The following is a 21,783-nucleotide window of genomic DNA, read 5'->3' as shown; positions in this document are numbered from 1 at the left end:
GTTCAAGTGCGGCTCAAGCGCGCCGCGATGCGCGAATCACGCCCTGCACTTCGCCGAGCAGCGTGCACGCGCGTTGAATCTGCGCTGAATTCGACACCTCGACGGTGAATTGCATATACGCGATGTTTCGCCGGCTCTGGCTCTTCACGCCGATCACGTTGATCTTTTCACGCGCGAACACTTCGGAGATGTCGCGCAGCAGCCCCTGCCGGTCCGCCGACTCGACAGAAAGGTCCACCGGATACACCGACGATCCGCGCCCGCCCATCACTTCGGCCGACCACGTCGTATGCAGCACGCGTTCGGGCGAGCGCTGCGCCATGCGCTGGAACGTCGTGCAGTCCGCGCGATGGATCGACATGCCTTTACCGCGCGTCACGAAGCCCGCAATCGGATCGGGCGGCGCGGGACGGCAGCAGCGCGCGAGCTGCGTCAGCAGGGCATCGACGCCGACGACCAGCACGCCCGTCGATGCGCCCTGCGCGACGCTTTGCCCGCTGCTGCGCTTTTCGAACTGCGCGGGCGCTTCCGCCTCCGGCTCGGGCGGCGGCGCGTCCGAAAGCGCATGTTCGATGTTCCGCACGCTGAACTCGTCCTTCGCGACGACCGCGTACAGATCCTCCGGCGCCTTGAAGCCGAGCTTGGCCGCGAGCTGATCCAGGTTGACCGACGTCTTGCCTTCGCGCTGCAGCGTCTTTTCGACGATCGCGCGGCCCTGCGCCAGATTCTCCGCGGCATCCACTGCGTTGAACCACGCGCGCACCTTTTGCCGCGCCCGCGGGCTATGCATGTAGCCGAGCTGCGGATTGAGCCAGTCCCGTGACGGCCCGCCCTCCTTCACCGCGATGATCTCGACCGTCTGCCCGTTTTGCAGCGGCGTGTTGAGCGGCACCATCGCGCCGTCAACACGCGCCCCCCGGCAACGATGCCCCAGTTCGCTATGCAGGTGATACGCGAAATCGACGGCCGTCGCGCCGTGCGGCAGCGCCACCACGCGCGCCTGCGGCGTCAGCACGTAGATGTGGTCGTCGTCGAGCGTGGCGTCGCGCAGATGCTGCCAGCCGCGCTGTTCGCCCTGCCCCTCGCCTTCGACGTCGTCCTTCCAGGCGAGCAGCTGGCGCAGCCACGCTATCTTCTCGTCGTATTTCTCGCTGGCGGTGACCTGCCCTGCGTAGCCGCGCGCGCCCGCTTCCTTGTAGCGCCAGTGCGCCGCCACGCCGTACTCCGCGAACTGATGCATTTCGTGTGTGCGAATCTGCACCTCGAACGCGCGGCCATCGTCGCCGACGACGACCGTATGCAGCGACTTGTAGCCATTCGGCTTCGGCCGCGATATGTAGTCGTCGAACTCGCGCGGCACCGGCTGCCACAGGTTATGCACGATGCCGAGCACCGTGTAGCAATCCTTGATGTCCCCGACGATCACGCGAAAGGCGCGCACGTCGTTCAGTTCGGAGAAGTCGAGCTGCTTGCCGCGCATCTTCTTCCAGATGCTGTAGATGTGCTTGGGCCGGCCGCTCACTTCGGCCTTGATATGCGCGGTGTCCAGCTCCTTCTGCAGCCGGGCGATGGCACCGGTCACGTACGATTCCCGCTCGACGCGTTTTTCATCGAGCAGTTTCGCGATCCGCTTATACGTGGCGGGGTCCTCGAAGCGAAACGACAGGTCCTCGAGTTCCCACTTCAGTTGCCAGATGCCGAGACGATTCGCGAGCGGTGCGTAGATTTCGAGGGTTTCGCGCGGCACGTCGGGCGATGGCTCGATCTTGTGCGCGGCGTAGTAGCGCAGCGTCTGCAGCCGGGACGCGAGCCGAATGAGCACCACGCGTATGTCCTGCGCGAACGCGAGCAGCATCTTGCGCAGCGATTCGACCTGCGCACGCCGCGCCGCCTGCGCATCGCGCGTGTTTTCCGGCACCGCCGCGAGCGTCGCGCGCGAACTGACGGAGCCGAGGCGCAGCAGCTTGCGCACATCCGCGACGAGCCGCTGCACTTCCGTCCCGAAGCGCTCGGCGATCAGCTTGTCGGGATCGTCGAGATGCGGCGCGAGCGCGAAGAGCGCGGCAGCGGCGATCGCGTAAGGATCGACGTTGAGCGTCTGCATGATGCGCGCGGTGCCGGCCGCGTGATCCACCAGCAACTCGCCCGTCGAGACCCGCGCGTCCTTCGCGTGCTCGCGCACGAACGCGAGCGCGTCCTCGATGGACGGCTCCGGCAGCGTGTCGGCGGGAACGGCGGTCTCGGTCATACGGATCAAGCGACTGCTCGTTGGCTCAATGACGGCTCAATGACGGCTTAGCTGCGCTGAGCCGCCACCACGACGACCTCGACCAGGCAGTCGGGGTTGGCCAGCTTCGCCTCGACGGTGGCGCGCGGCGGCGTGTTGCCTGGGGCGACCCATGCATCCCATACGGCGTTCATGCCGGCGAAGTGCACCATGTCGGAGACGTAGATTTGCACCGACAGCAGATGCGACTTGTCGCTGTTCGCCTCTTCCAGCAACCGGTCGATGTGACCCAGCACTTCGCGCGTCTGGCCCGTGATGTCCTGGTTGGTGTCCTCGGCGATCTGCCCGGCGAGATACACCGTGCCGTTGTGAATCGCGATCTCGGAAAGCCGTGCGCCGACGTGGTGACGAGTGACTGCCATGTGTATATCGATCCTTTGAAGTGGTCCAAAAACGAGACAGAGCGTCAGGCGCTCAGCCCGATATTATGCCCCGCTGACATTGTTTTCGAGAAAGAACGCCCGAGCGGTGGAGATCTGCTCGTGCGAGAGAAACGCAGGCGCATGGCCGGCGCCGGGCGCCTCGACGCTCGATACGGCCTGTCCCGTTTCGACCATCTTTCGGACGGTTTCCCGCGACAGCAGGTCGGAGCTTTCGCCACGCACGACGAGCACCGGCGTCGCGATGGACGCGAGCGAGCGCCACATGAACGCCTCGCCGGCCGCGTTCTGCTCCTCCGTGCTCGCGGAAAACGGCGCGGCGATGCCGGGGTCGTAGCGGAACGTCCACGCGCCATCGCGCTCGTGCAGGAGCGGCGTGTTGATGCTCGTCCATTCCTCGTCCGTCAGCGGGCCGAACGATGCCGCGAGCCTGGCCGCATGCCGCACGCCTTCCTCGAGCGATGCGAAGCGCGCCGGCTTGCCGAGATAATCGCGGATGCGTTCCAGCGCGACCGGCTCGATATGCGGTCCTACATCGTTGAGCAGCATTCTGCGGATCGGCGTGCCGGGCAGTCCGCCGAGCGCCATGCCGATGAGTCCGCCCATCGACGTGCCGAACCAGTCGACCGTTTCCACGTTAAGCCGCGCGATCAGCGTGACCATGTCGGCCACATACTGCGCGACGCCGTAATAGCGCGAATCCGCGAGCCAGTCCGACAGCCCGCGCCCGACGACATCCGGACATACCACGCGATACTCGCTTGCGAACGCCTTCGCGAGCCTGTCGAAGTCGCGGCCCGAGCGCGTGAGGCCATGCACGCACAGCAGCACGCGCGGGTTGGCCGGATCGCCCCACTCGGTATAGGCGATGCGATGCAGCCCGGCCGGACTCGCGCACTGCACGAAGCGCTGGCGGGGTTCGTCGAGCGTGTAATGCGATGCGTCCGCAACGATGGATGCGCTCATGAAATGTCCTCGTGGAAGGTGTCTGAACGATTGTAAAGCGCCGCGCCGGCCGCCGAACGCACGTTAGCCGAACGGACGATGGCCAGCGATGCGAGCGAGCGCGCAAAAGCAAAGCGGGCGAAGCCTCGCAGCTTCGCCCGCCTCGCGGAACGCTGATCAGCGCCGCGTCAGCTCACGCTGCTCACATCGAGCGGCGCGCCCGTCTTGCGCTGGATTTCCTCGACGGTGACGCCGTCGGCCAGCTCGACCAGCTTGAGCCCGCTTTCGGTGACGTCGATCACCCCGAGGTCGGTGATGATGCGATCCACGACGCCCACGCCCGTCAGCGGCAGCGTGCACGATTCGAGAATCTTGTGCTGATCGCCCTTCGCGACGTGCTCCATCAGGACGACGACGCGCTTCACGCCTGCAACGAGGTCCATTGCGCCGCCCATGCCCTTGATCATCTTGCCGGGGATCATCCAGTTGGCGAGATCGCCCGTCTTGCTGATCTGCATCGCGCCGAGGATCGCCAGGTTGATATGCCCGCCGCGAATCATCGCGAACGAATCCGCCGACGAAAAGATCGACGAGCCCGGCAGCGTCGTCACCGTCTGCTTGCCGGCATTGATGAGATCGGCGTCAACTTCTTCTTCATACGGCGACGGCCCGATGCCGAGCAGCCCGTTCTCCGACTGCAGCCACACTTCGACGCCCTGCGGCACGTGATTGGCCACGAGCGTCGGCAAGCCGATGCCGAGGTTTACGTAGAAGCCGTCCTGCAGTTCCTTCGCCGCGCGCGCGGCCATCTGGTCACGATTCCAAGCCATGGTCATTCTCCTTTCGCGCGGACGATGCGTTGTTCGATGCGCTTTTCCGGATGCGCGTTCAGGACGAGCCGTTGCACGAAGATGCCCGGCGTGTGGATCGCGTCCGGGTCGAGCTCGCCGACTTCCACGATCTCCTCGACTTCCGCGACGGTGATCTTGCCGGCCATCGCGCACATCGGGTTGAAGTTGCGCGCCGTGCGGCGATAGATCAGATTGCCGGACTTGTCGGCCTTCCACGCCTTCACGAGACCGACGTCCGCCGTCAGCGAATGTTCGAGCACGTAGTGATTCTCGCCGAACTGACGCGTTTCCTTGCCTTCCGCGATGACCGTGCCGTAGCCCGTGTTGGTGAAGAACGCCGGGATGCCCGCGCCGCCCGCGCGCAGCTTCTCGGCGAGCGTGCCTTGCGGCGTGAATTCGAGCTCCAGTTCGCCGGCGAGGTATTGCCGCTCGAACTCCTTGTTCTCGCCCACGTAGGACGAAATCATCTTCCTGATCTGGCGCGTTTCCAGCAGCAGGCCGAGCCCGAAGCCATCGACGCCCGCGTTATTGCTGATGCAGGTGATGTCCTTCACGCCCGAATCGCGCAGCGCCGCGATGAGCGCTTCGGGAATGCCGCACAGCCCGAATCCGCCGACGGCGAATGTCTGCCCGTCCTTGACGATGCCATCGAGCGCCTCTTTCGCGCTGGGATAGACCTTGTTCATCTGTTCGTCCCTTCCATGTGTGAACCCGACTGAAAACCGGTTTTCGTCGCCGTCCGATGCCTGCCCGGCGGCGCTTTGATTGGCGAAAAGAGTACGCTGTGCGGTCGATCCGGCACAATACGCAAAAATACATAAGTCTTTGCCCGCGCGCGTTGGTTCCTCGATCCGCCGGGCGCCCGATTCCACATGCGTGCACTGGATTATCAAACCGCGTTTCATCTCGCGCCCGTCGGCCTCGTGCTATCGCGGGAGCGCATCATCGAGGACTGCAACGAGCAAGTCTGCGCGATCTTCGGATCCGCACGGGAAGCGCTCATCGGCAAGTCGTTCGAGGTGCTGTATCCGACGCCCGACGAATTCGCGCGCATCGGCGAACGCATCGCCGCGCATATCGTGGATCGCGGCACGTATGGCGACGATCGCATCATGAAGCGTTCGAACGGGGAACTGTTCTGGTGCCACGTGACCGGCCGCGCGCTGGACCGCGCCGCGCCCCATGCGGCCGGCGTGTGGACTTTCGAGGACCTGAGCGCGACACGGCGCGTCGCGATCGAACTGACGCCGCGCGAGCGGGAAATCGCCGCGCAGCTGGTGACGGGCAAGACGAGCAAGCAAATTGGCCGCGTGCTCGATATCAGCCCGCGCACGGTCGATATCTACCGCGCGCGGCTCATGCGCAAATACGACACGGGCAACGCGACGGAACTGCTGCAGCGGCTGCTCGGCAACTGAAGCTTACTGGGCGACGGACGCGCCCGTCTCGATGATCCGACGCAACAGGTCGGGAATCGGCACGGACTTGGCCGCCGCATAGTCGATCCAAACGATCTTCGCCGCGCCCCGCGCGTAAAGCACGCCGGGCGCGTCCGCGCGATACAGCTCGAAGTGCGTCTCGAAGCTGCTGCGGCCTGGCTTGCCGGCCGACATACGCGCGATGACGTCGCCGGGATAATGCAGTTGCTTCAGAAATTCCATCGACGCATTGACGACGACCGGTCCCTGCCCCTCCCCGTTGCCACCCGCGATGCCGATTTGCTCGAACCACGAAATCCGCACCTGCTCCATGTAGCGGAAATAGACGGTGTTGTTGACGTGGCCGAAGGCGTCCATGTCGCCCCAGCGGATCGGCATGGACAATTCGAAAACGGTGTGAAAGTCGCTGTCGTTGTTCGTGTTGCTCATCAGTTGATGTTTCCAGTGTCAGGAGGGGCGTCGCGCCGCGGCACCGGAGAATAAGAAGCCGTGCACCCGGCGCGTCAGAGCGAGAATCCGTCGTCCGCCGATATCACGGAGCCGTTCATGAACTGCGATTCGTCCGCCGCGAGCAGCAGCAGCAGCCCGTCGAGGTCCTCGGGCGAGCCGACGCGGCGGCGCGGCAGCATCGAAACGAGGCGCTGCCCCTGTTCGGTTTTCCAGTGATGATGGTTGATCTCGGTATCGATATAACCCGGGCAGATCGCGTTCACGTTGATGCCGTGGCGGCCCCATTCGAGCGCCATCGCCTTGGTCATCTGCACGACGGCGGCCTTGCTCATGGAATAGAGGCCGATCTGCGGAAACGCGCGCAGGCCCGCCACTGACGCGACATTGATGATCCGGTAAGCCGGCTTGGCGGCGCCGTTGCCGCGCATGATCATGCGCTTGGCCACTTCCTGCGCGACGAAAAACGCGCCGCGCACGTTGGTGCCGAATACGAATTCGAAGTCGGCGGGCGTGGCCTCCGTCAGCTTTTGCGTGGTCGAGACGCCCGAGTTATTGACGAGAATGTCGATGGTACCGGCTTCCGTCTCGGCGTGCGCAACCGCCGACTTCACGCTCTGGTAATCGGTGACATCGAGCGCGACGACATGCGCCGCGCCGCCCGACGCCTCGATTTCCGCGCGCAGTTCCTTGAGGCGCTCCGTGCGGCGGCTGGCGAGCACGACTTTCGCTCCCGCCTGCGACAACACCTGTGCGAAACGCTTTCCGAGTCCACTGGACGCGCCGGTGATCAGCGCGACCTTGCCTTCCAGGTTGATCGAACGGCCCATTGTCCTTCCTTGTTGTACGGTTGGTTCAGCCTCGGCGATTGCGCCGTCAGCCCGATTTGCGACGCCGCGGCACTTCGCGCAGATACCAATACCACGGCATCACGCAAAATAGTACGATCGTGCCAAATGAGTGACCTTCGGTTGCAGCCCGCCTGACGTTCGCTGACAATACGCGATCTTGAGAGGCCATTCTAACGGTAGAGAGGAGCATTGATGACCCCGGCGAGCCTTATCGAGCAGTACGGTCCCCGCGAATCGATGGAATACGACGTCGTGATCGTCGGCGGCGGGCCAGCCGGTTTGTCGGCTGCCATTCGCCTGAAGCAACTGGCCGAGGAGCGCGGCGTCGAGATCGGCGTCTGCGTGCTGGAAAAAGGCTCGGAGATCGGCGCGCACATTCTGTCGGGCGCCGTCGTGGACCCGCGCGGCCTGTCGGAACTGATTCCCGACTGGAAGGAAAAAGGCGCGCCGCTCGACGTCGAAGTGACCGAAGACCGCTTCCTGTTCCTGTCGCCGACCGGCGCGAAGCAGGTGCCCAACTGGCTGCTTCCCGACAACTTCAAGAATCACGGCAATTACGTCGTCAGCCTCGGCAACGTCACGCGCTGGCTGGGACAACAGGCGGAAGCGCTCGGCGTCGAGATTTTCCCCGGCTTCCCGGCAGCCGAAGTGCTGTATGGCGACGACGGCGCGGTGAAAGGCGTCATCACCGGAAACATGGGCGTCGGCAAGGACGGCGAGCCGACCGAAAACTTCCAGCTCGGCATGGAGCTGCACGCGAAATACACGATCTTCTGCGAGGGCGCGCGCGGGCATCTCGGCCGTCAGCTGATGGAGAAGTTCAGGCTGAATCAGAACGCCGATCCGCAGGTGTACGGCATCGGCATCAAGGAGCTCTGGGAGATCGACCCGGTCAAGCACAAGCCGGGGCTCGTGATCCACACGGCCGGCTGGCCGCTCGATCCCGACACGTACGGCGGCTCGTTTCTCTACCACATGGACAACAACCAGGTGGTGGTCGGCTTCGTCGTGGGGCTGGGCTATTCGAATCCGTATCTTTCGCCGTTCGAAGAGTTCCAGCGATACAAGACGCATCCGTCGATCCGCGCGTTCCTCGAAGGCGGCAAGCGCATCTCCTACGGCGCGCGCGCGATCACCGCGGGCGGGCTGATGTCGCTGCCGAAGCTCGTGTTTCCGGGTGGCGCGCTTGCGGGCGACGACGCCGGTTTCCTGAATGCATCGCGCATCAAGGGCAGTCATGGCGCGATCAAGTCCGGCAAGATGGCCGCCGAAGCTGCGTTCGATGCCGTCCAGGCCGGCCGTCAGGGCGACGAGCTCACCGCTTACCCGGAAGCCTTCGACAGTTCGTGGCTCAAGACCGAACTCTATCGCGCGCGCAACTTCAAGCAGTGGATGAGCAAGGGCCTGTATCTCGGCACCTTCATGGTCGGCCTGGAGCAGAAAGTGATGGGCGGCAACGTGCCGTGGACGCTGCATCACCAGCATCGAGATCACGAGATGCTCAGGCCCGCGTCACAATGCAAGCCGATCCTCTATCCGAAGCCGGACGGCAAGCTCACGTTCGATCGTCTCTCGTCCGTGTTCATCTCGAACACGAATCACGAAGAGAATCAGCCCGCGCATCTCACGCTGAAAGATCCGAGCGTGCCCGTCAACGTCAATCTGCGCACGTATGCCGGCCCGGAAGCACGATACTGTCCGGCAGCCGTCTACGAGTTCGTGAAGGCGGACGACGGCGGCGAGCGTCTGCAGATCAACGCGCAGAACTGCGTGCACTGCAAGACCTGCGATATCAAGGACCCGACTCAGAACATCGTCTGGGTGACGCCTGAAGGCGGCGGCGGGCCGAACTATCCGAACATGTAAACGATAAAGGGCGCCGGTCGATCAGACCCGCGCCCTTTCTTTTTCTGGCTTACTTGCCCGGGGCGTGCGCCGCAATCTTGGGCGTGCCGACGACCACATCGCCGCATTGCGCGCGATGCCGCAGTGCGTGATCCATCAGCACCAGCGCGAGCAGCGCTTCGGCGATAGGCGTCGCGCGAATGCCGACGCACGGATCGTGGCGACCGAAGGTTTCGACGGTCGCGCTCGCGCCCGCCTTGTCGATGGAATGGCGCGGCGTGCGGATGCTCGATGTCGGCTTGATGGCCAGCGACACCGTGATGTCCTGCCCGCTCGAAATACCGCCGAGGATGCCGCCCGCGTTGTTGGTGGCGAAGCCTTCGGGCGTCATCTCGTCGCCGTGCTGCGAGCCCCGTTGCGCGACGCTCGCGAAGCCCGCGCCGATCTCGACACCCTTCACCGCATTGATGCCCATCATCGCGTGGGCGATGTCGGCGTCGAGACGATCGTAAAGCGGCTCGCCCAGACCGACCGGCACGCCGCTCGCGGCCACCTCGATGCGTGCGCCGACCGAATCGCCATCGCGGCGCAGGGCGTCCATGTACGCTTCGAGTTCCGGCACGACATCGGCATTGGGCGCGAAGAAAGGATTCTCGGGCACGTGCCGCCAGTCGACGAACGGAATGGGAACTTCGCCGAGCGCACTCATGTAACCGCGCGTCTCGATGCCGAACTTCTCGCGCAGCCACTTCTTCGCAACTGCGCCCGCCGCGACCGTGGGCGCAGTCAGCCGCGCCGATGACCGTCCGCCGCCGCGATAATCGCGCACGCCGTACTTCTGCCAGTAGGTGTAATCCGCGTGACCGGGACGGAACGTCTCGACGATATTCCCGTAGTCCTTGCTGCGTTGATCGGTGTTTCTGATCAGGAGCGCGATGGGCGTACCCGTCGTCACGCCTTCGAACACGCCCGACAGAATCTCGACCTGATCCGGTTCCTGCCGCTGCGTCACGTGCCGCGACGTGCCCGGACGACGGCGATCGAGTTCGATCTGAATGTCGGCCTCGGTGAGCGCCATGCCCGGCGGGCAGCCGTCGATCACGCAGCCGATCGCCGGACCATGTGACTCGCCGAAATTCGTGACGGTAAAGAGCGTGCCAAGGGTATTGCCGGACATGAGCGTCGACCTGAGAGGAGTGTCGGGGAGACCGCTATTATGCCAGCGGCCCCGGTTTCATCGCCTCGCTCCGCGCAGTTCGGACACCCGTTCCTGCAGATGCTGCGGCGTGGCTTCCGCGGGCGAAATCGGCTCGCCGACGGCCAGCGTCAGCCGCGTCATCACGCCGCGCTTGACCGGGCGCGGCCAACGGGCGTCCTCGTGACGCGAGAACACGCTGCCCCATAGTCCGCGAAGGGCCATCGGCACGACGGGCGCGGGATGGCGTCGAAGAATCTCCGAGACGCCGTGCCGGAACGGATTGATATCGCCGGTGCGCGTGAGCTTGCCTTCGGGAAAGATGCAAACGAGTTCCCCCTCCTCCAGCGCACGCTGACACGCCTGATACGCGCGTTCCAGCATGTTGGCGTCCTCGTGCGCGGGCGCGATCGGAATTGCCTTGACATGCCGGAACAGCCAGCCGATGAACGGCGTGCGGAAAATGCGATGGTCCATCACGAAGCGGATCGGGCGCGGGCTTTCGGCCATGATGACGACGGCATCGACAAAACTTACGTGGTTGCAGACCAGCACCGCCGCGCCTGCCGATGGGATGCGCGCCGCATCGACGAGCCGGATGCGATAGAACGTGTGCACCAGAATCCACGCCATGAAGCGCAGCAGGAACTCCGGCACCAGCGAATAGATATACACGGCGACCACGACATTGAGCAGCGCCGTGACGAGAAAGAGCCCGGGAATGCCGACGCCCATCGAGGTGAGCGCGAGCGCCAGCAGCGCCGAGGCGATCATGAACGCCGAATTGAGGATGTTGTTCGCCGCGATGATGCGCGCCCGGTGCGTCGGCTGACTGCGCGCCTGGATCAGCGCATAGAGCGGCACGCTGTAGAAGCCGCCGAACATCGCGAGGAGGAAGAGGTCCGCGAGGATGCGCCAGTGGGGCATCGCGAGCAGGAATTCCCTGACGCCGAGCAGGTGCGACGCCGGCGCGATGCGATGGCTCGCGAAGAACAGGTCGATCGCAAACACGCTGATGCCGATGGACCCGAGCGGCACCAGCCCGATCTCGACGCGGCGCTTGGACAGCCGCTCGCACAACAGCGACCCCGTGCCGATGCCGAGCGAGAACGTCGCGAGCAGGATGGTCACGACATCGGGGTTCGCCGACAGCACGTCCTTCGCGAAGTTGAAGAACGAGGTAAGAAACGTCGCGCCGACGAACCACAGCCACGAAATGCCGAGCAGGCTCAGGAACACCGTGCGATCCGACCTGGCGAGCCTGAGATTACGCCAGGTCTCCGAGACCGGATTCCAGTTGATGCGCAAGTCCGGCTGCGCCGCCGCCGACTTCGGCACGAACGCCGACGCGACGCGCCCGACGACCGCCAGCGACAGACACGCCACCGAGAGCAGCAGCGCGCCGTGATCGGACGCGCCCGCCGCCGCGCCGCCGATGATCGTGCCGATCAGAATGGCGACGAACGTCCCCATCTCGACGAGCCCGTTACCGCCGACGAGTTCCGACGCATGCAGATGCTGCGGCAGATACGCGTACTTGACCGGCCCGAACACGGTCGAATGCACGCCCATCAGGAATGTGCAGAGATAAAGCAGCGGCGCGCTATGAAGCAGAAAGCCCGCGCCGCCGATCAGCATCACGACGATCTCGAAGCTCTTCACGAAGCGCGCGAGCACGGCCTTGTCGTATTTGTCGGCGATCTGCCCGGACGTCGCCGAAAAAAGCACGAAGGGCACGATGAAGATCGCGGAGATGAGGAACGCGGCAGTCTTCGGGTCGACGCCCGAGAAGCGCGCGGCCTGAAACGTCACGAGCGACGTGAAGCCGACCTTCAAGACGTTGTCGTTCATCGCGCCGAGAAACTGCGTCCAGAAGAACGGCGCGAAGCGGCGCTCGCGCAGAAGGCCGAACTGGCCCTCACCTTCTTCGTGCGACCGGCGGGAAGCGCGCGCCGCCTGGTCTTGCGGGGCGTGCAGTGGATTGTCACTCATGAATGTCGATGCGGTTGATCCGGCGTTGATCGCCAGCGCGATCGAATCCGGATGGTCATGAAATGAGATTGCGAAGAAAAGACCGCAAGGTCGAATGTGTCTTTATGTGTCCTGGCTGCGGACGAAAAAAAGCGCGCCGCTCGGGCGCGCTGCACGTTGCCGGTTCGGGCATCGCTCAAATCGCTTGAAGGACGCCCTGGCGTTTCAGCGAGCGTCCTGCTGCTCTTCCGGCCAGTCGCGGATATACGCCTTCAGCATGCGATTTTCGAACCCCTGCTCCTCGACGACAGCCCGCGCCACGTCATAAAAGGAAATCACGCCCATGAGCGCGCGGTTTTCCATGACCGGCAAGTAGCGAACGTGATGCTCGAGCATCATGCGGCGGACTTCGTTCACGTCCGTTTCCGGCGTGCAGGTAAGCGGATGATCGTCCATGACCTTGCGGATGGTCGTGGTGCCGACGCCGCCGCCGTTGTCGCGCAGCGTCAGGATGATCTCGCGGAATGTCAGCATGCCGACGAGATCGCCATATTCCATGACGACGAGCGAGCCGATGTCGTGCGCGGCCATGACGTTGATCGCGTCGGAGAGCGGCGTATCGGGCGTAACGGTGAATAGCGCGTTGCCCTTCACCTTCAGAATGTCGCTGACTCGCATCACTTTCTCCTTGCGAAATGCCTGTCCGAATGCCAAAGCGTTTGTGAAACCATGGGTCGATGCTATCGGAAAGGCCCGCAAAAGGAAAGCAAGGCAAGCCGGCATTGGCCTTTCGGATAAGGCTCTGCAGCCGGGCGCGCGCGTTCGCCCTAGTTCGCGCGCGCAAAGCCCGATGCTACGATGACCGACCCCCATTCCGCCGGACGCCAGGCGCTCCGGCCGACGACGATGCCAGCCAACCGTTTTGATACGCTCGCGCTGCATGCGGGCGCAGCGCCCGACCCCGCCACCGGCGCCCGGGCGACGCCGATCTATCAGACCACCTCGTTCACTTTCCGCGACACCGACCACGCCGCCGCGCTCTTCAACATGGAGCGCTCGGGCCACGTCTACTCGCGCATTTCGAACCCGACGGTGGCCGTGTTCGAGGAGCGCGTCGCGGCGCTGGAAGGCGGCGTCGGCGCGATCGGGACCGCGAGCGGTCAGGCGGCGCTGCATCTGGCGATCGCGACGCTGATGGGCGCGGGATCGCATGTCGTCGCGTCGAGCGCGCTCTACGGCGGCTCGCACAACCTGCTGCACTACACGCTGCGGCGCTTCGGCATCGAAACGACCTTCGTGCCGCCGCACGACCTCGACGCGTGGCGCGCGGCGGCGCGGCCGAACACCCGGCTCTTCTTCGGCGAGACGCTCGGCAATCCCGGCCTCGACGTGCTCGACATCGCGGGCGTCGCCGAGATCGCGCACGCGCACGCCGCGCCTTTACTCGTCGATTCGACCTTCGCGACGCCCTATCTGCTGCGCCCGTTCGAGCATGGCGCGGACCTCGTCTATCACTCCGCGACGAAGTTTCTCGGCGGTCACGGCACGACCATCGGCGGCGTGCTCGCGGATGGCGGCACATTCGATTTCGCGGCGAGCGGCCGCTTTCCCGAATTCACCGAGCCTTACGACGGCTTCCACGGCATGGTGTTCGCCGAAGAAAGCACGGTCGCGCCGTTCCTCTTGCGCGCCCGCCGCGAGGGCCTGCGCGACTTCGGCGCGTGCCTGCATCCGCAGGCTGCGTGGCAACTGCTTCAGGGCATCGAAACCTTGCCGTTGCGCATGGACCGGCATGTCGCGAATACGCGCAAGGTGATCGACTTCCTGCTCGGCTCGCCGGCGGTCGAGGGCGTGGCTTATCCCGAACTGCCGACGCATCGCGATCACGCGCTTGCCCGGCGTCTGTTGCCGCGCGGCGCAGGCGCGGTGTTCAGCTTCGATCTGCGCGGCGGGGTGCCGGCGGCGCGCCGGTTCATCGAATCGCTGACGCTGTTTTCGCATCTGGCGAACGTCGGCGATGCGCGCTCGCTCGTGATTCATCCCGCTTCCACGACACATTTCCGCATGGACGCCGCCGCGCTGGCTGCGGCGGGCATCGGGCCGGGACGGATCCGGTTGTCGATCGGGCTCGAGGATCCGGACGATCTCATCGACGATCTGAAACGCGGCCTCAAAGCGGCGCAAAAAGCCGTCGAGACCGGCGATTCCAACCCCGCACCGCTCGGGAGCCGCGCATGATGCTCGATATCGGCGGCCATCGCGCCTATGCCTACACCGGCGGCAAGCCGTTCGACCCGGCGCGCCCCGCCATCGTCTTCATTCACGGCGCGCAGCATGACCATAGCGTATGGGCGCTGCAGACACGGTATTTCGCGCATCATGGCTTCGGCGTGCTGGCGGTGGACCTGCCGGGCCACGGCCGCAGCGACGGCCCCGCGCGGCGCGACATCGGCTCGATGGCCGACTGGCTGATCGGCCTGCTTGATGCGGCCGGCGCGCCCAAAGCGATTTTCGTCGGCCACAGCATGGGCTCGCTCGTCGCGCTGGACGCCGCCGCGCGTTATCCCGAGCGGGCCGCGGGCCTCGCACTCGTCGCCACCGCCGCGCCGATGACCGTCTCCGACGCCCTGCTCGATGCCGCCCGCGAGCGAGAGCCCCAAGCCATCGCCATGGTGAACCAGTGGTCGCATTCGACGATCGCCGCGAAGCCTTCGAGCCCCGCGCCCGGCTTCTGGCTGCAAGGAATGAATCAGCGGTTGATGGAGCGCATCGGCGTGCTCGGTGAAGCGCAGCTTTTTCACACGGATTTCAGCGCGTGCAACGCCTTCACCGATTCGCTCGATCGCGCCGCTTCCGTGCGCTGCCCGGTCTGTGTGATAAGCGGCAAGCGCGATGTCATGACGCCGCCGCGCGCCGCGCGCCCGCTCGTTGATGCGTTGCGCAAAGCCGGCGCATCGGTGCGAACGGTTGAACTGGAAGGCGGGCATGCGCTGATGTCGGAAGAGCCCGATACGGTCCTCGACGCGCTGTTTTCGTTCGCCCTCGGCTGCGCGAAACCTGGCTGACCGCGCCGCTTGCACGCCTGCCCGCGCCGCCGCAGAATGAAAGTTGCTGACGTCATCGCGTCATGCAGGACATGTCGCACGGGAGGCCGTCATGGCGCACACCGCACACGGCGAGCATTTCGCCAGTTTCGCCGAGTTCTACCCGTACTATCTCGACGAGCATCGCAATCTGGCTTCGCGCAGGCTGCATTTCATCGGCTCGCTCGGGGTCGTCGGCTGCCTGGCGATGGCGGTCGCGACCGGCGACTGGTTATGGCTGCCGGCCGCGGTCGTCTGCGGATACGGCTTCGCGTGGATCGGCCATTTCTTCTTCGAAAAGAATCGTCCCGCGACGTTTCGCCATCCGCTCTACAGCCTGATGGGCGACTGGGTGATGTTCAAGGACATCTGCGTCGGCAAGATTTCGTTGTGACCTGCCGCGCACTTTCGGCTCACGCCGGTTGCTGGGGCATCGGCGAAGGCGGCGCTTCGCGCAGTCGCGCATCGGCCTGCGCCTTCGTGCGCGCGGCGATGAGCGTGGCGAGCGAGATGCCGAGCTTCTCGTTCTCCAGCGCGTTCATGAGCGCGTCGCGTTCGATCCGGGTCGCGTCGAGACATAACTGGTAGTCGAGTTCCTCGCGATCCACGACGAATTCCTGAAACAGCATCGTCAGCGTGATCTGCCCCGGATTGGCGATCAGCACGTAACGCGGCATGCGCGCGTCCTCCAGCCGTCCGATCCAGCCGAGCGCATCGAGTCGTGCGATGAGGCGCGTGGAAGTATCGACTTCGCATCGGACCATTCTCGACAACTGCAGCGCGGTGTAGCCGGGCTTGCCTTCGTCGCGCGCTTCGACGAGCCGCGCGAGAATTTCGAGCGCGTCGAGCAGATCGCTGCCGGGAAACTCGCGCCGATGATATTGCCCGATGCGGATTGCGGGCAGCGCGGATGTCACCATCGCGCCGACGAGCGCGATCATCCAGCACAGATAGACCCAGAGCAGAAACACCGGCAGCGACGCGAACGCGCCGTACACGGCGGTGTAGGTCGGGATGCTGCGCACGTAGAAACCGAAACCGCGCTTGCTGATTTCGAACGCGACGGCGGCGATCAGCCCGCCGATGACGGCATCGCGCCATTCGACTTTGCAGTTCGGCATGTAGACGTACATGATCGTGAAGCCGAACACGGTGAGCGGCAGCGAAACGCCCGTGAGCAGCCATTCGACGACGGGCGGCATCAGGTTGTGCGAGCCTGCGAACGCGACCGAGTGCGCGAAGACATAGGAGGAGATCGACAGGCTGCAGCCGAAGAGAATCGGTCCGAGCGTGATGATCGACCAGTACACGAGCACGCGCTGGGCGAACGGACGCGCCTTCTTTACGCGCCAGATGACGTTGAACGCGGATTCGACGGTCATCATCGTCATGACGGACGTCACGAGCAGGATGATCATGCCGACGGTCGTGAGCCCTTTCGCTTTGGATGCGAATTCGTTGAGGTACTTGAAGATCTGGCTGTTGATGGTCGCGGGCATTAGATGGTCCGCGAGGAAGTCCTGCAGCGACGCCTGGAACGAGGCGAAGATGGGAAACGCGGTGAAAAGCGCGAAGGCGACGGTGGCGAGCGGCACGAGCGACAGCACGCTCGTGAACGTGAGGCTTCCGGCCACTTGTGCGACGCGATCTTCGCCGATACGCCGCGCGACGAAACCGGCGAGGCGCTTGACCGCTGCGAAATCGATTGATAGGTGCTGCAAAACTTGTTCTCCTGTCGGTAGGAGTTGGCGCTTTAGCGCCTTACTCCTACCCCATGCAAAGCTGTCGGTGGGAGTTGGCGCTTCAGCGCCTTACTCCTACCCCATGCAAAGCTGTCGGTAGGAGTTGGCGCTTCAGCACCTTACTCCCACCCCATGCAGAGCTGTCGGTGGAAGTTGGCGCTTTAGCGCCTTACTCCCACCCCATGCAAAGCTGTCGATGGTAATTGGCGCTTTAACGCCTTACCGCACTCCCATGAAAGGCTCCCGGCGAAATCGGCGCTCCGGTCCTCACCCGCCCTACAGCACTGCGCCAAAGAGTCGCCGCACTGACGAGCAAGATCCCGACCCCGAACCGCGCTTGCTGCCTCTCCACCGAAACTCACCTCAATACCTATAATAGCCCTTCACTAAAAAGGCTTTATGAACGACATCCTCGTGCTCTACTACAGCCGCCACGGCGCGACGCGCGAACTGGCGCTCGCCATCGCCCAGGGCGTCGACAGCGTGTCCGGCATGCAGGCGCGCGTGCGCACGGTGCCGCCCGTCTCCACCGTCTGCGAGGCAACCCAGCCCGACATCCCCGCAGACGGCCCGCCGTACGCGGAACTACGCGATCTCGAAGAATGCGCAGGCCTCGCGCTCGGTTCGCCGACGCGCTTCGGCAACATGGCGGCATCGCTCAAATACTTTCTCGACGGCACCACGCCGCAATGGCTCTCGGGCGCGCTCGCCGGGAAGCCCGCGAGCGTCTTCACCTCGACCGGCAGCCTGCACGGCGGCCAGGAAAGCACCCTTCTTTCAATGATGCTGCCGCTGCTTCATCACGGCATGATGATCGTCGGCATTCCGTACACCGAATCGCGCTTGACGACGACGCAAAGCGGCGGCACGCCCTACGGCGCGTCGCACCATGCGCGCACCGGTGACGATGCGAACCGCCAGGGCATTACCGCGGACGAAAAAGCGCTCGCCATCGCGCTCGGCGCACGGCTTGCCCGCACGGCGCGCGATCTCGTGCGCGGCGCGCAGGCAGGCTGACCGCGCGATGAACGCTCGTCCCGACGCCGACACGCCAGCGCGCGGTGCATGCGCCGCAGGCGCGATCGCGAGCCTCGGCGCGCTCGTCGCATTGTCGCTCGCCTGGGAACTGTGGCTCGCCCCGCTGCGTCCGGGAGCCTGGGCGCTGGCGCTGAAAGCGCTGCCGCTCGCCTGCGCGCTGCCGGGCATCGCGCGGCGCGACGTCTACACACTGCAGTGGGCCGCCATGCTCGTGCTGCTCTACTTCGCCGAAGGCATCGTGCGCGGCATGACCGATGCAGGTCTTTCCGCACGGCTCGCCTGGCTCGAAACGCTGCTTTCACTTGTCTTCTTCGTCTGCGCGCTCGCTTATGTCGCACCGTTCAAGCGCGCATCGAAAAGCAAGCGGCGGCGTGATGCTTTGTAGCACGGATCGGTGCGTGCCGCGCGTGCCTATGCCATTCGGCCGAGGCACGCGCGGCGACGCGCTGCGCGATACTGTCGGCTACGCTCCTAAAGACCCTGCCTCTTGCCCATGACCGCCTCTGCCGCCGCTTTCGTCGATGCCTGCACCCGCCTGCTCGGCGCATCCCACGTTCTGACCGATGCCAACGACACCGGCCCGTATCTCGTCAACTGGCGCAAGCGCTATCGTGGCGAGGCGTGCGCCGTGCTGCTGCCGGCCGACACGCAAGAGGTCGCGGGCATCGTGCAGCTCGCGCGCGAGCACCGCATCGCGATCGTCCCGCAAGGGGGAAACACCAGTCTCGCCGGCGGCGCGACGCCCGATGCGAGCGGCGCGCAGGCGGTCGTGAGCCTGAAGCGGCTGAACCGCATCCGCGGCATCGATCCGCACAACAACACCATTACCGTCGAAGCGGGCGTCGTGCTCGCCGAAATCCAGGCACACGCCGAAAGCGCGCGGCGCCTGTTCCCATTGAGCCTCGCTGCCGAAGGCAGTTGCACGATCGGCGGCAACCTGTCGACGAACGCGGGCGGCACCGGCGTGCTGCGTTATGGCAACACGCGCGAACTGTGCCTCGGGCTCGAAGTCGTGACGCCGCAGGGCGACATCTGGGACGGCCTGCGCGGACTGCGCAAGGACAACACCGGATACGACCTGCGCGATCTGTTCATCGGCGCGGAAGGCACGCTCGGCATCATCACGGCTGCGGTGATGAAGCTGCATCCCGCGCCCGTCGCAAAAGTCACGGCGCTCGCGGGCCTCGCGTCGCCGCACGCCGCGCTCGATTTTCTGTCGATGGCGCAGCGTCACGCCGGTCCGCTCCTGACCGGCTTCGAGCTGATGTCCGATTTCTCGATGCGCCTCGTCGGGCGGCATTTCCCGCAACTGCGCTATCCGTTCGGCGAGCCGCACGCGCAGACCGTATTGCTCGAACTGTCCGACAGCGAAAGCGACGACCACGCCCGCGCGCTCTTCGAACGCCTCATGGAGGAAGCGCTCTCGGAAGGCATCGTCGAGAACGCGGTGGTGGCCGAGAGTCTCGCGCAATCGCAGGCGTTCTGGAATTTGCGCGAGCACATTCCGCTCGCGCAGGCGCAGGAAGGGCTCAACATCAAGCATGACATCGCGGTGCCGATCTCGAGCATCGGCCGCTTCATCGACGAGACCGATGCGATCATCGCCCAGGCGGTGCCCGGCGCGCGCATGGTCACGTTCGGCCATCTCGGCGACGGCAATCTGCATTACAACGTTCAGGCGCCCGAAGGCGTGGATCAGAAGGCGTTCTTGATCGAATTTCAGACGCCGGTCAACGCGCTCGTCTACGAGCAGGTGCACCGGCATCGCGGCAGCATCAGCGCGGAGCACGGGCTCGGCCAATTGAAGGTCGATGAAGCGATGCACTTCAAATCGCCTGTCGAAGTCCGCCTGATGCAGACGATCAAGGCCGCGCTCGATCCCGACAACCTGATGAATCCGGGCAAGGTCGTGCGATGGAACGCCAACGCCGGCAAGGAGAACACCGCATGAAAATCCGAGTGCTGTCCGACCTGCATCTCGAATGCGACGAGCCGCTCGCCTTTCCGTTTGCGGACGCCGATCTCGTCGTGCTCGCGGGCGATATCCACAATCACGCGGAAGGCCTGCGCTGGGCTGCGGAGAACTTCGACAACGGCGTGCCGGTCGTCTACGTCCCCGGCAATCACGAGTATTACGACGGCGAGTTCGGCGCGATGGAAGCCGCGATGCACGACGCCGCCCGAAGCGTCGACAACGTGCACTTTCTGAACAACGCGTCGCTGGTCGATCGCCGGGGCGCGTGGCGCGTGCTCGGCACCACGCTCTGGACCGACTTCGCGCTGTTCGGCGCGGGCGAGCAGGAAATCGAAAAAGCGAAGGACGCCTGCACGAAAGTGATGCTCGACTATCGCGGTCTGATCCAGCTTGCATGGCCCGAGCCCGATGGCGAACCCCGCGCATTCACGCCCGACGACTCGCTCGCGCTGCACATTCAGTCGCGCGCATGGCTGGAAAGCGAACTGGCGAAGCCGTTCGCGGGACAGACGATCGTGGTCACGCATCACGCGCCGATGCGCGAAAGTCTCGCGCCGCGCTATGCCGAAGACATCGTATCGGCGGGGTTCATCAATCACCTGCCGGCGCTCGCGCGTTCGCCGGTCGCGCTCTGGATTCACGGCCACACGCACACCGCGTTCGATTACACGGTGAACGGCACGCGCGTCGTGTGCAATCCGCGCGGTTATATCGAGAGGCGCAGCGGGCGGCTCGAAAATCCGCAGTTCGCGTGGGATAAAGTCGTCGAAATCTGAAGCTTCGAAGCGAGGATATTCATGTGCGGCCGAATCAGCCAATACCGACTGCCGGTGTATTACGCAGCGCGCCTGCATCTGAAGAATCCGTTCGTGCTCGTCGATGCCGCCGACCGCCGCCCCGGCTATAACCTGTCGCCCGGCACGCATCCACTCGCCGTTTATCCGGACGAAACCATCCGCGCCGTGCATTGGGGCTATTGCCCGCCCTGGGCCATGCGCAAGAAGCTGCCGCAGACGATCAACGCACGCGTTGAAACGGCGTCGACCAGTGCGTATTTCAAGGACTTGTGGAGGAAGGCGCGCATTCTCGTGCCCGCCGACGGCTGGTTCGAATGGCGCGTGGAGCCGGCCGCAGGCAGTCCGGCAGGCAAGACTTTCAAGCAGCCCTATTTCATCCAGCGGGCGGACGGCGAGCCGATGTTTCTCGCTGCGCTGACCAGCATCGTGAGCGAGCAGGATGCGGCCGCGCCGGGCGCGGGCTTCGTCATCGTGACATCGAAGGCGGACGAAGGTCTCGTCAACGTGCACGATCGCCGCCCGCTCGTCTTTTCACCGGCGGCTGCCCGGCGATGGCTCGACGCCGGCGCATCGCCCGACGATCTTCACGCGCTCGTCAAAAGCGATGGCGTGCCGGCGTCGCACTTCGTATGGCATCGCGTGACGAGCGACGTCAATCGCACCGTCAACGACGAGCCGCGGCTCATCGAACCGCTCGCCACATGAGCGATATCAGCGCGGATAACGATCGCGCCGGTCGTCATCGATGCGAATCGGCACGAGGCGCTGCTTTGCCTGACGCTCCGACTGCGCGCGCATGGCGTTGAAGAGATCGCGCGACGCGGGCACGGCGATCAGAACGAGAAGCGCGGCAAGGGCGATAAGAAGAGGCGTGCTCATGTGACGTTTTCCCGAGAGAGCGGTAAGGACGAGTGCAAACGGTATCAAGCTGCGGCCG

22 protein-coding genes are annotated in these 21,783 nt (G+C 64.7%); 10 read left to right on the top strand and 12 right to left on the bottom strand.

What is annotated here, in order from left to right; genetic code table 11:
* Positions 1–13: 13 nt before the first annotated feature.
* The 5 genes from P9255_RS24750 to P9255_RS24730 form a co-directional block, all read right to left on the bottom strand.
* Positions 14–2,248: a bifunctional (p)ppGpp synthetase/guanosine-3',5'-bis(diphosphate) 3'-pyrophosphohydrolase gene (locus P9255_RS24750; RefSeq protein WP_309765481.1), complete on the bottom strand. Its 2,235-nt coding sequence runs from the start codon at positions 2,246–2,248 to the stop codon at positions 14–16.
* Positions 2,249–2,295: 47 nt separating this feature from the next.
* On the bottom strand, positions 2,296–2,649 hold the full coding sequence (locus P9255_RS24745; protein WP_035967012.1) for a RidA family protein: 354 nt from the start codon (positions 2,647–2,649) through the stop codon (positions 2,296–2,298).
* A gap of 63 nt (positions 2,650–2,712) precedes the next feature.
* Positions 2,713–3,633, bottom strand: a complete 921-nt coding sequence (locus P9255_RS24740; RefSeq protein WP_309765083.1) for an alpha/beta hydrolase — start codon at positions 3,631–3,633, stop codon at positions 2,713–2,715.
* 167 nt (positions 3,634–3,800) lie between these two features.
* Positions 3,801–4,442, bottom strand: a complete 642-nt coding sequence (locus P9255_RS24735) for a CoA transferase subunit B (RefSeq protein ID WP_309765084.1) — start codon at positions 4,440–4,442, stop codon at positions 3,801–3,803.
* 2 nt (positions 4,443–4,444) lie between these two features.
* Positions 4,445–5,149, bottom strand: coding sequence for a CoA transferase subunit A (locus tag P9255_RS24730; RefSeq protein ID WP_309765085.1), 705 nt, complete (start codon positions 5,147–5,149; stop codon positions 4,445–4,447).
* 186 nt (positions 5,150–5,335) lie between these two features.
* On the opposite strand from P9255_RS24730, the gene P9255_RS24725 reads away from it, so the two are divergent.
* Positions 5,336–5,881 (top strand): LuxR C-terminal-related transcriptional regulator, encoded by a 546-nt coding sequence (locus P9255_RS24725; protein ID WP_309765086.1) that lies wholly within the window; start codon positions 5,336–5,338, stop codon positions 5,879–5,881.
* A 3-nt stretch (positions 5,882–5,884) separates the two neighbouring features.
* Here P9255_RS24725 and P9255_RS24720 read toward each other — a convergent pair whose 3' ends face one another.
* Both P9255_RS24720 and P9255_RS24715 read right to left on the bottom strand, forming a co-directional pair.
* The gene (locus P9255_RS24720) at positions 5,885–6,331 is read right to left on the bottom strand and encodes an acyl-CoA thioesterase (RefSeq protein WP_309765087.1); all 447 of its coding nucleotides are present in this window, start codon (positions 6,329–6,331) and stop codon (positions 5,885–5,887) included.
* Between the two features lie 74 nt (positions 6,332–6,405).
* Positions 6,406–7,179 carry an SDR family oxidoreductase gene (locus P9255_RS24715; protein ID WP_309765088.1) on the bottom strand — a complete coding sequence of 258 codons (774 nt, stop codon included), beginning with the start codon at positions 7,177–7,179 and terminating at the stop codon, positions 6,406–6,408.
* A 213-nt stretch (positions 7,180–7,392) separates the two neighbouring features.
* On the opposite strand from P9255_RS24715, the gene P9255_RS24710 reads away from it, so the two are divergent.
* Entirely contained in the window at positions 7,393–9,066 is a 1,674-nt protein-coding gene (locus P9255_RS24710) for an electron transfer flavoprotein-ubiquinone oxidoreductase (protein WP_309765089.1), read from the top strand.
* Positions 9,067–9,115: 49 nt separating this feature from the next.
* Here the strand turns inward: P9255_RS24710 and aroC are convergent, their stop codons facing one another.
* The 3 genes from aroC to P9255_RS24695 form a co-directional block, all read right to left on the bottom strand.
* Entirely contained in the window at positions 9,116–10,222 is a 1,107-nt protein-coding gene (gene aroC, locus P9255_RS24705) for a chorismate synthase (protein WP_309765090.1), read from the bottom strand.
* A gap of 57 nt (positions 10,223–10,279) precedes the next feature.
* Complete coding sequence (locus P9255_RS24700) at positions 10,280–12,232, bottom strand: MFS transporter (RefSeq protein ID WP_309765091.1); 1,953 nt, start codon at positions 12,230–12,232, stop codon at positions 10,280–10,282.
* Positions 12,233–12,436: 204 nt separating this feature from the next.
* Positions 12,437–12,889 carry a CBS domain-containing protein gene (locus P9255_RS24695; RefSeq protein WP_040049333.1) on the bottom strand — a complete coding sequence of 151 codons (453 nt, stop codon included), beginning with the start codon at positions 12,887–12,889 and terminating at the stop codon, positions 12,437–12,439.
* Between the two features lie 228 nt (positions 12,890–13,117).
* On the opposite strand from P9255_RS24695, the gene P9255_RS24690 reads away from it, so the two are divergent.
* From P9255_RS24690 to P9255_RS24680, 3 genes are all read left to right on the top strand, one after another.
* Positions 13,118–14,449 (top strand): O-acetylhomoserine aminocarboxypropyltransferase, encoded by a 1,332-nt coding sequence (locus P9255_RS24690; protein ID WP_309765482.1) that lies wholly within the window; start codon positions 13,118–13,120, stop codon positions 14,447–14,449.
* The gene (locus tag P9255_RS24685; RefSeq protein ID WP_309765092.1) at positions 14,446–15,276 is read left to right on the top strand and encodes an alpha/beta hydrolase; all 831 of its coding nucleotides are present in this window, start codon (positions 14,446–14,448) and stop codon (positions 15,274–15,276) included. Before P9255_RS24690 ends, P9255_RS24685 begins: the two co-directional genes overlap by 4 nt.
* Positions 15,277–15,367: 91 nt before the next feature.
* Positions 15,368–15,688 (top strand): Mpo1-like protein, encoded by a 321-nt coding sequence (locus P9255_RS24680; protein WP_309765093.1) that lies wholly within the window; start codon positions 15,368–15,370, stop codon positions 15,686–15,688.
* Between the two features lie 19 nt (positions 15,689–15,707).
* Here the strand turns inward: P9255_RS24680 and P9255_RS24675 are convergent, their stop codons facing one another.
* Positions 15,708–17,015, bottom strand: a complete 1,308-nt coding sequence (locus P9255_RS24675) for a YihY family inner membrane protein (RefSeq protein WP_309765094.1) — start codon at positions 17,013–17,015, stop codon at positions 15,708–15,710.
* Between the two features lie 420 nt (positions 17,016–17,435).
* On the opposite strand from P9255_RS24675, the gene wrbA reads away from it, so the two are divergent.
* The 5 genes from wrbA (at position 17,436) to P9255_RS24650 (ending at position 21,551) form a co-directional block, all read left to right on the top strand.
* On the top strand, positions 17,436–18,053 hold the full coding sequence (gene wrbA / locus P9255_RS24670; RefSeq protein WP_309765095.1) for an NAD(P)H:quinone oxidoreductase: 618 nt from the start codon (positions 17,436–17,438) through the stop codon (positions 18,051–18,053).
* Positions 18,054–18,060: 7 nt separating this feature from the next.
* Complete coding sequence (locus P9255_RS24665) at positions 18,061–18,459, top strand: DUF2069 domain-containing protein (RefSeq protein ID WP_309765096.1); 399 nt, start codon at positions 18,061–18,063, stop codon at positions 18,457–18,459.
* 108 nt (positions 18,460–18,567) lie between these two features.
* Positions 18,568–20,025, top strand: coding sequence for an FAD-binding oxidoreductase (locus P9255_RS24660; RefSeq protein ID WP_309790568.1), 1,458 nt, complete (start codon positions 18,568–18,570; stop codon positions 20,023–20,025).
* Positions 20,022–20,825 (top strand): metallophosphoesterase, encoded by an 804-nt coding sequence (locus tag P9255_RS24655; RefSeq protein WP_309765098.1) that lies wholly within the window; start codon positions 20,022–20,024, stop codon positions 20,823–20,825. Before P9255_RS24660 ends, P9255_RS24655 begins: the two co-directional genes overlap by 4 nt.
* A gap of 21 nt (positions 20,826–20,846) precedes the next feature.
* Positions 20,847–21,551, top strand: a complete 705-nt coding sequence (locus P9255_RS24650) for an SOS response-associated peptidase (protein WP_309790567.1) — start codon at positions 20,847–20,849, stop codon at positions 21,549–21,551.
* Positions 21,552–21,557: 6 nt separating this feature from the next.
* On the opposite strand, the gene P9255_RS24645 is transcribed toward P9255_RS24650, so the two are convergent.
* A complete protein-coding gene (locus P9255_RS24645; RefSeq protein ID WP_309765100.1) occupies positions 21,558–21,725 on the bottom strand; it encodes a hypothetical protein in 168 nt (55 codons plus the stop codon).
* Between the last annotated feature and the right edge of the window lie 58 nt (positions 21,726–21,783).

The sequence above is a fragment of the Caballeronia sp. LZ019 genome (assembly GCF_031450825.1).
Classification (GTDB): Bacteria; Pseudomonadota; Gammaproteobacteria; order Burkholderiales; family Burkholderiaceae; genus Caballeronia.
Note: the sequence above shows the minus strand (reverse complement) of the source record. Positions and strands in the feature narration are given on the sequence as shown.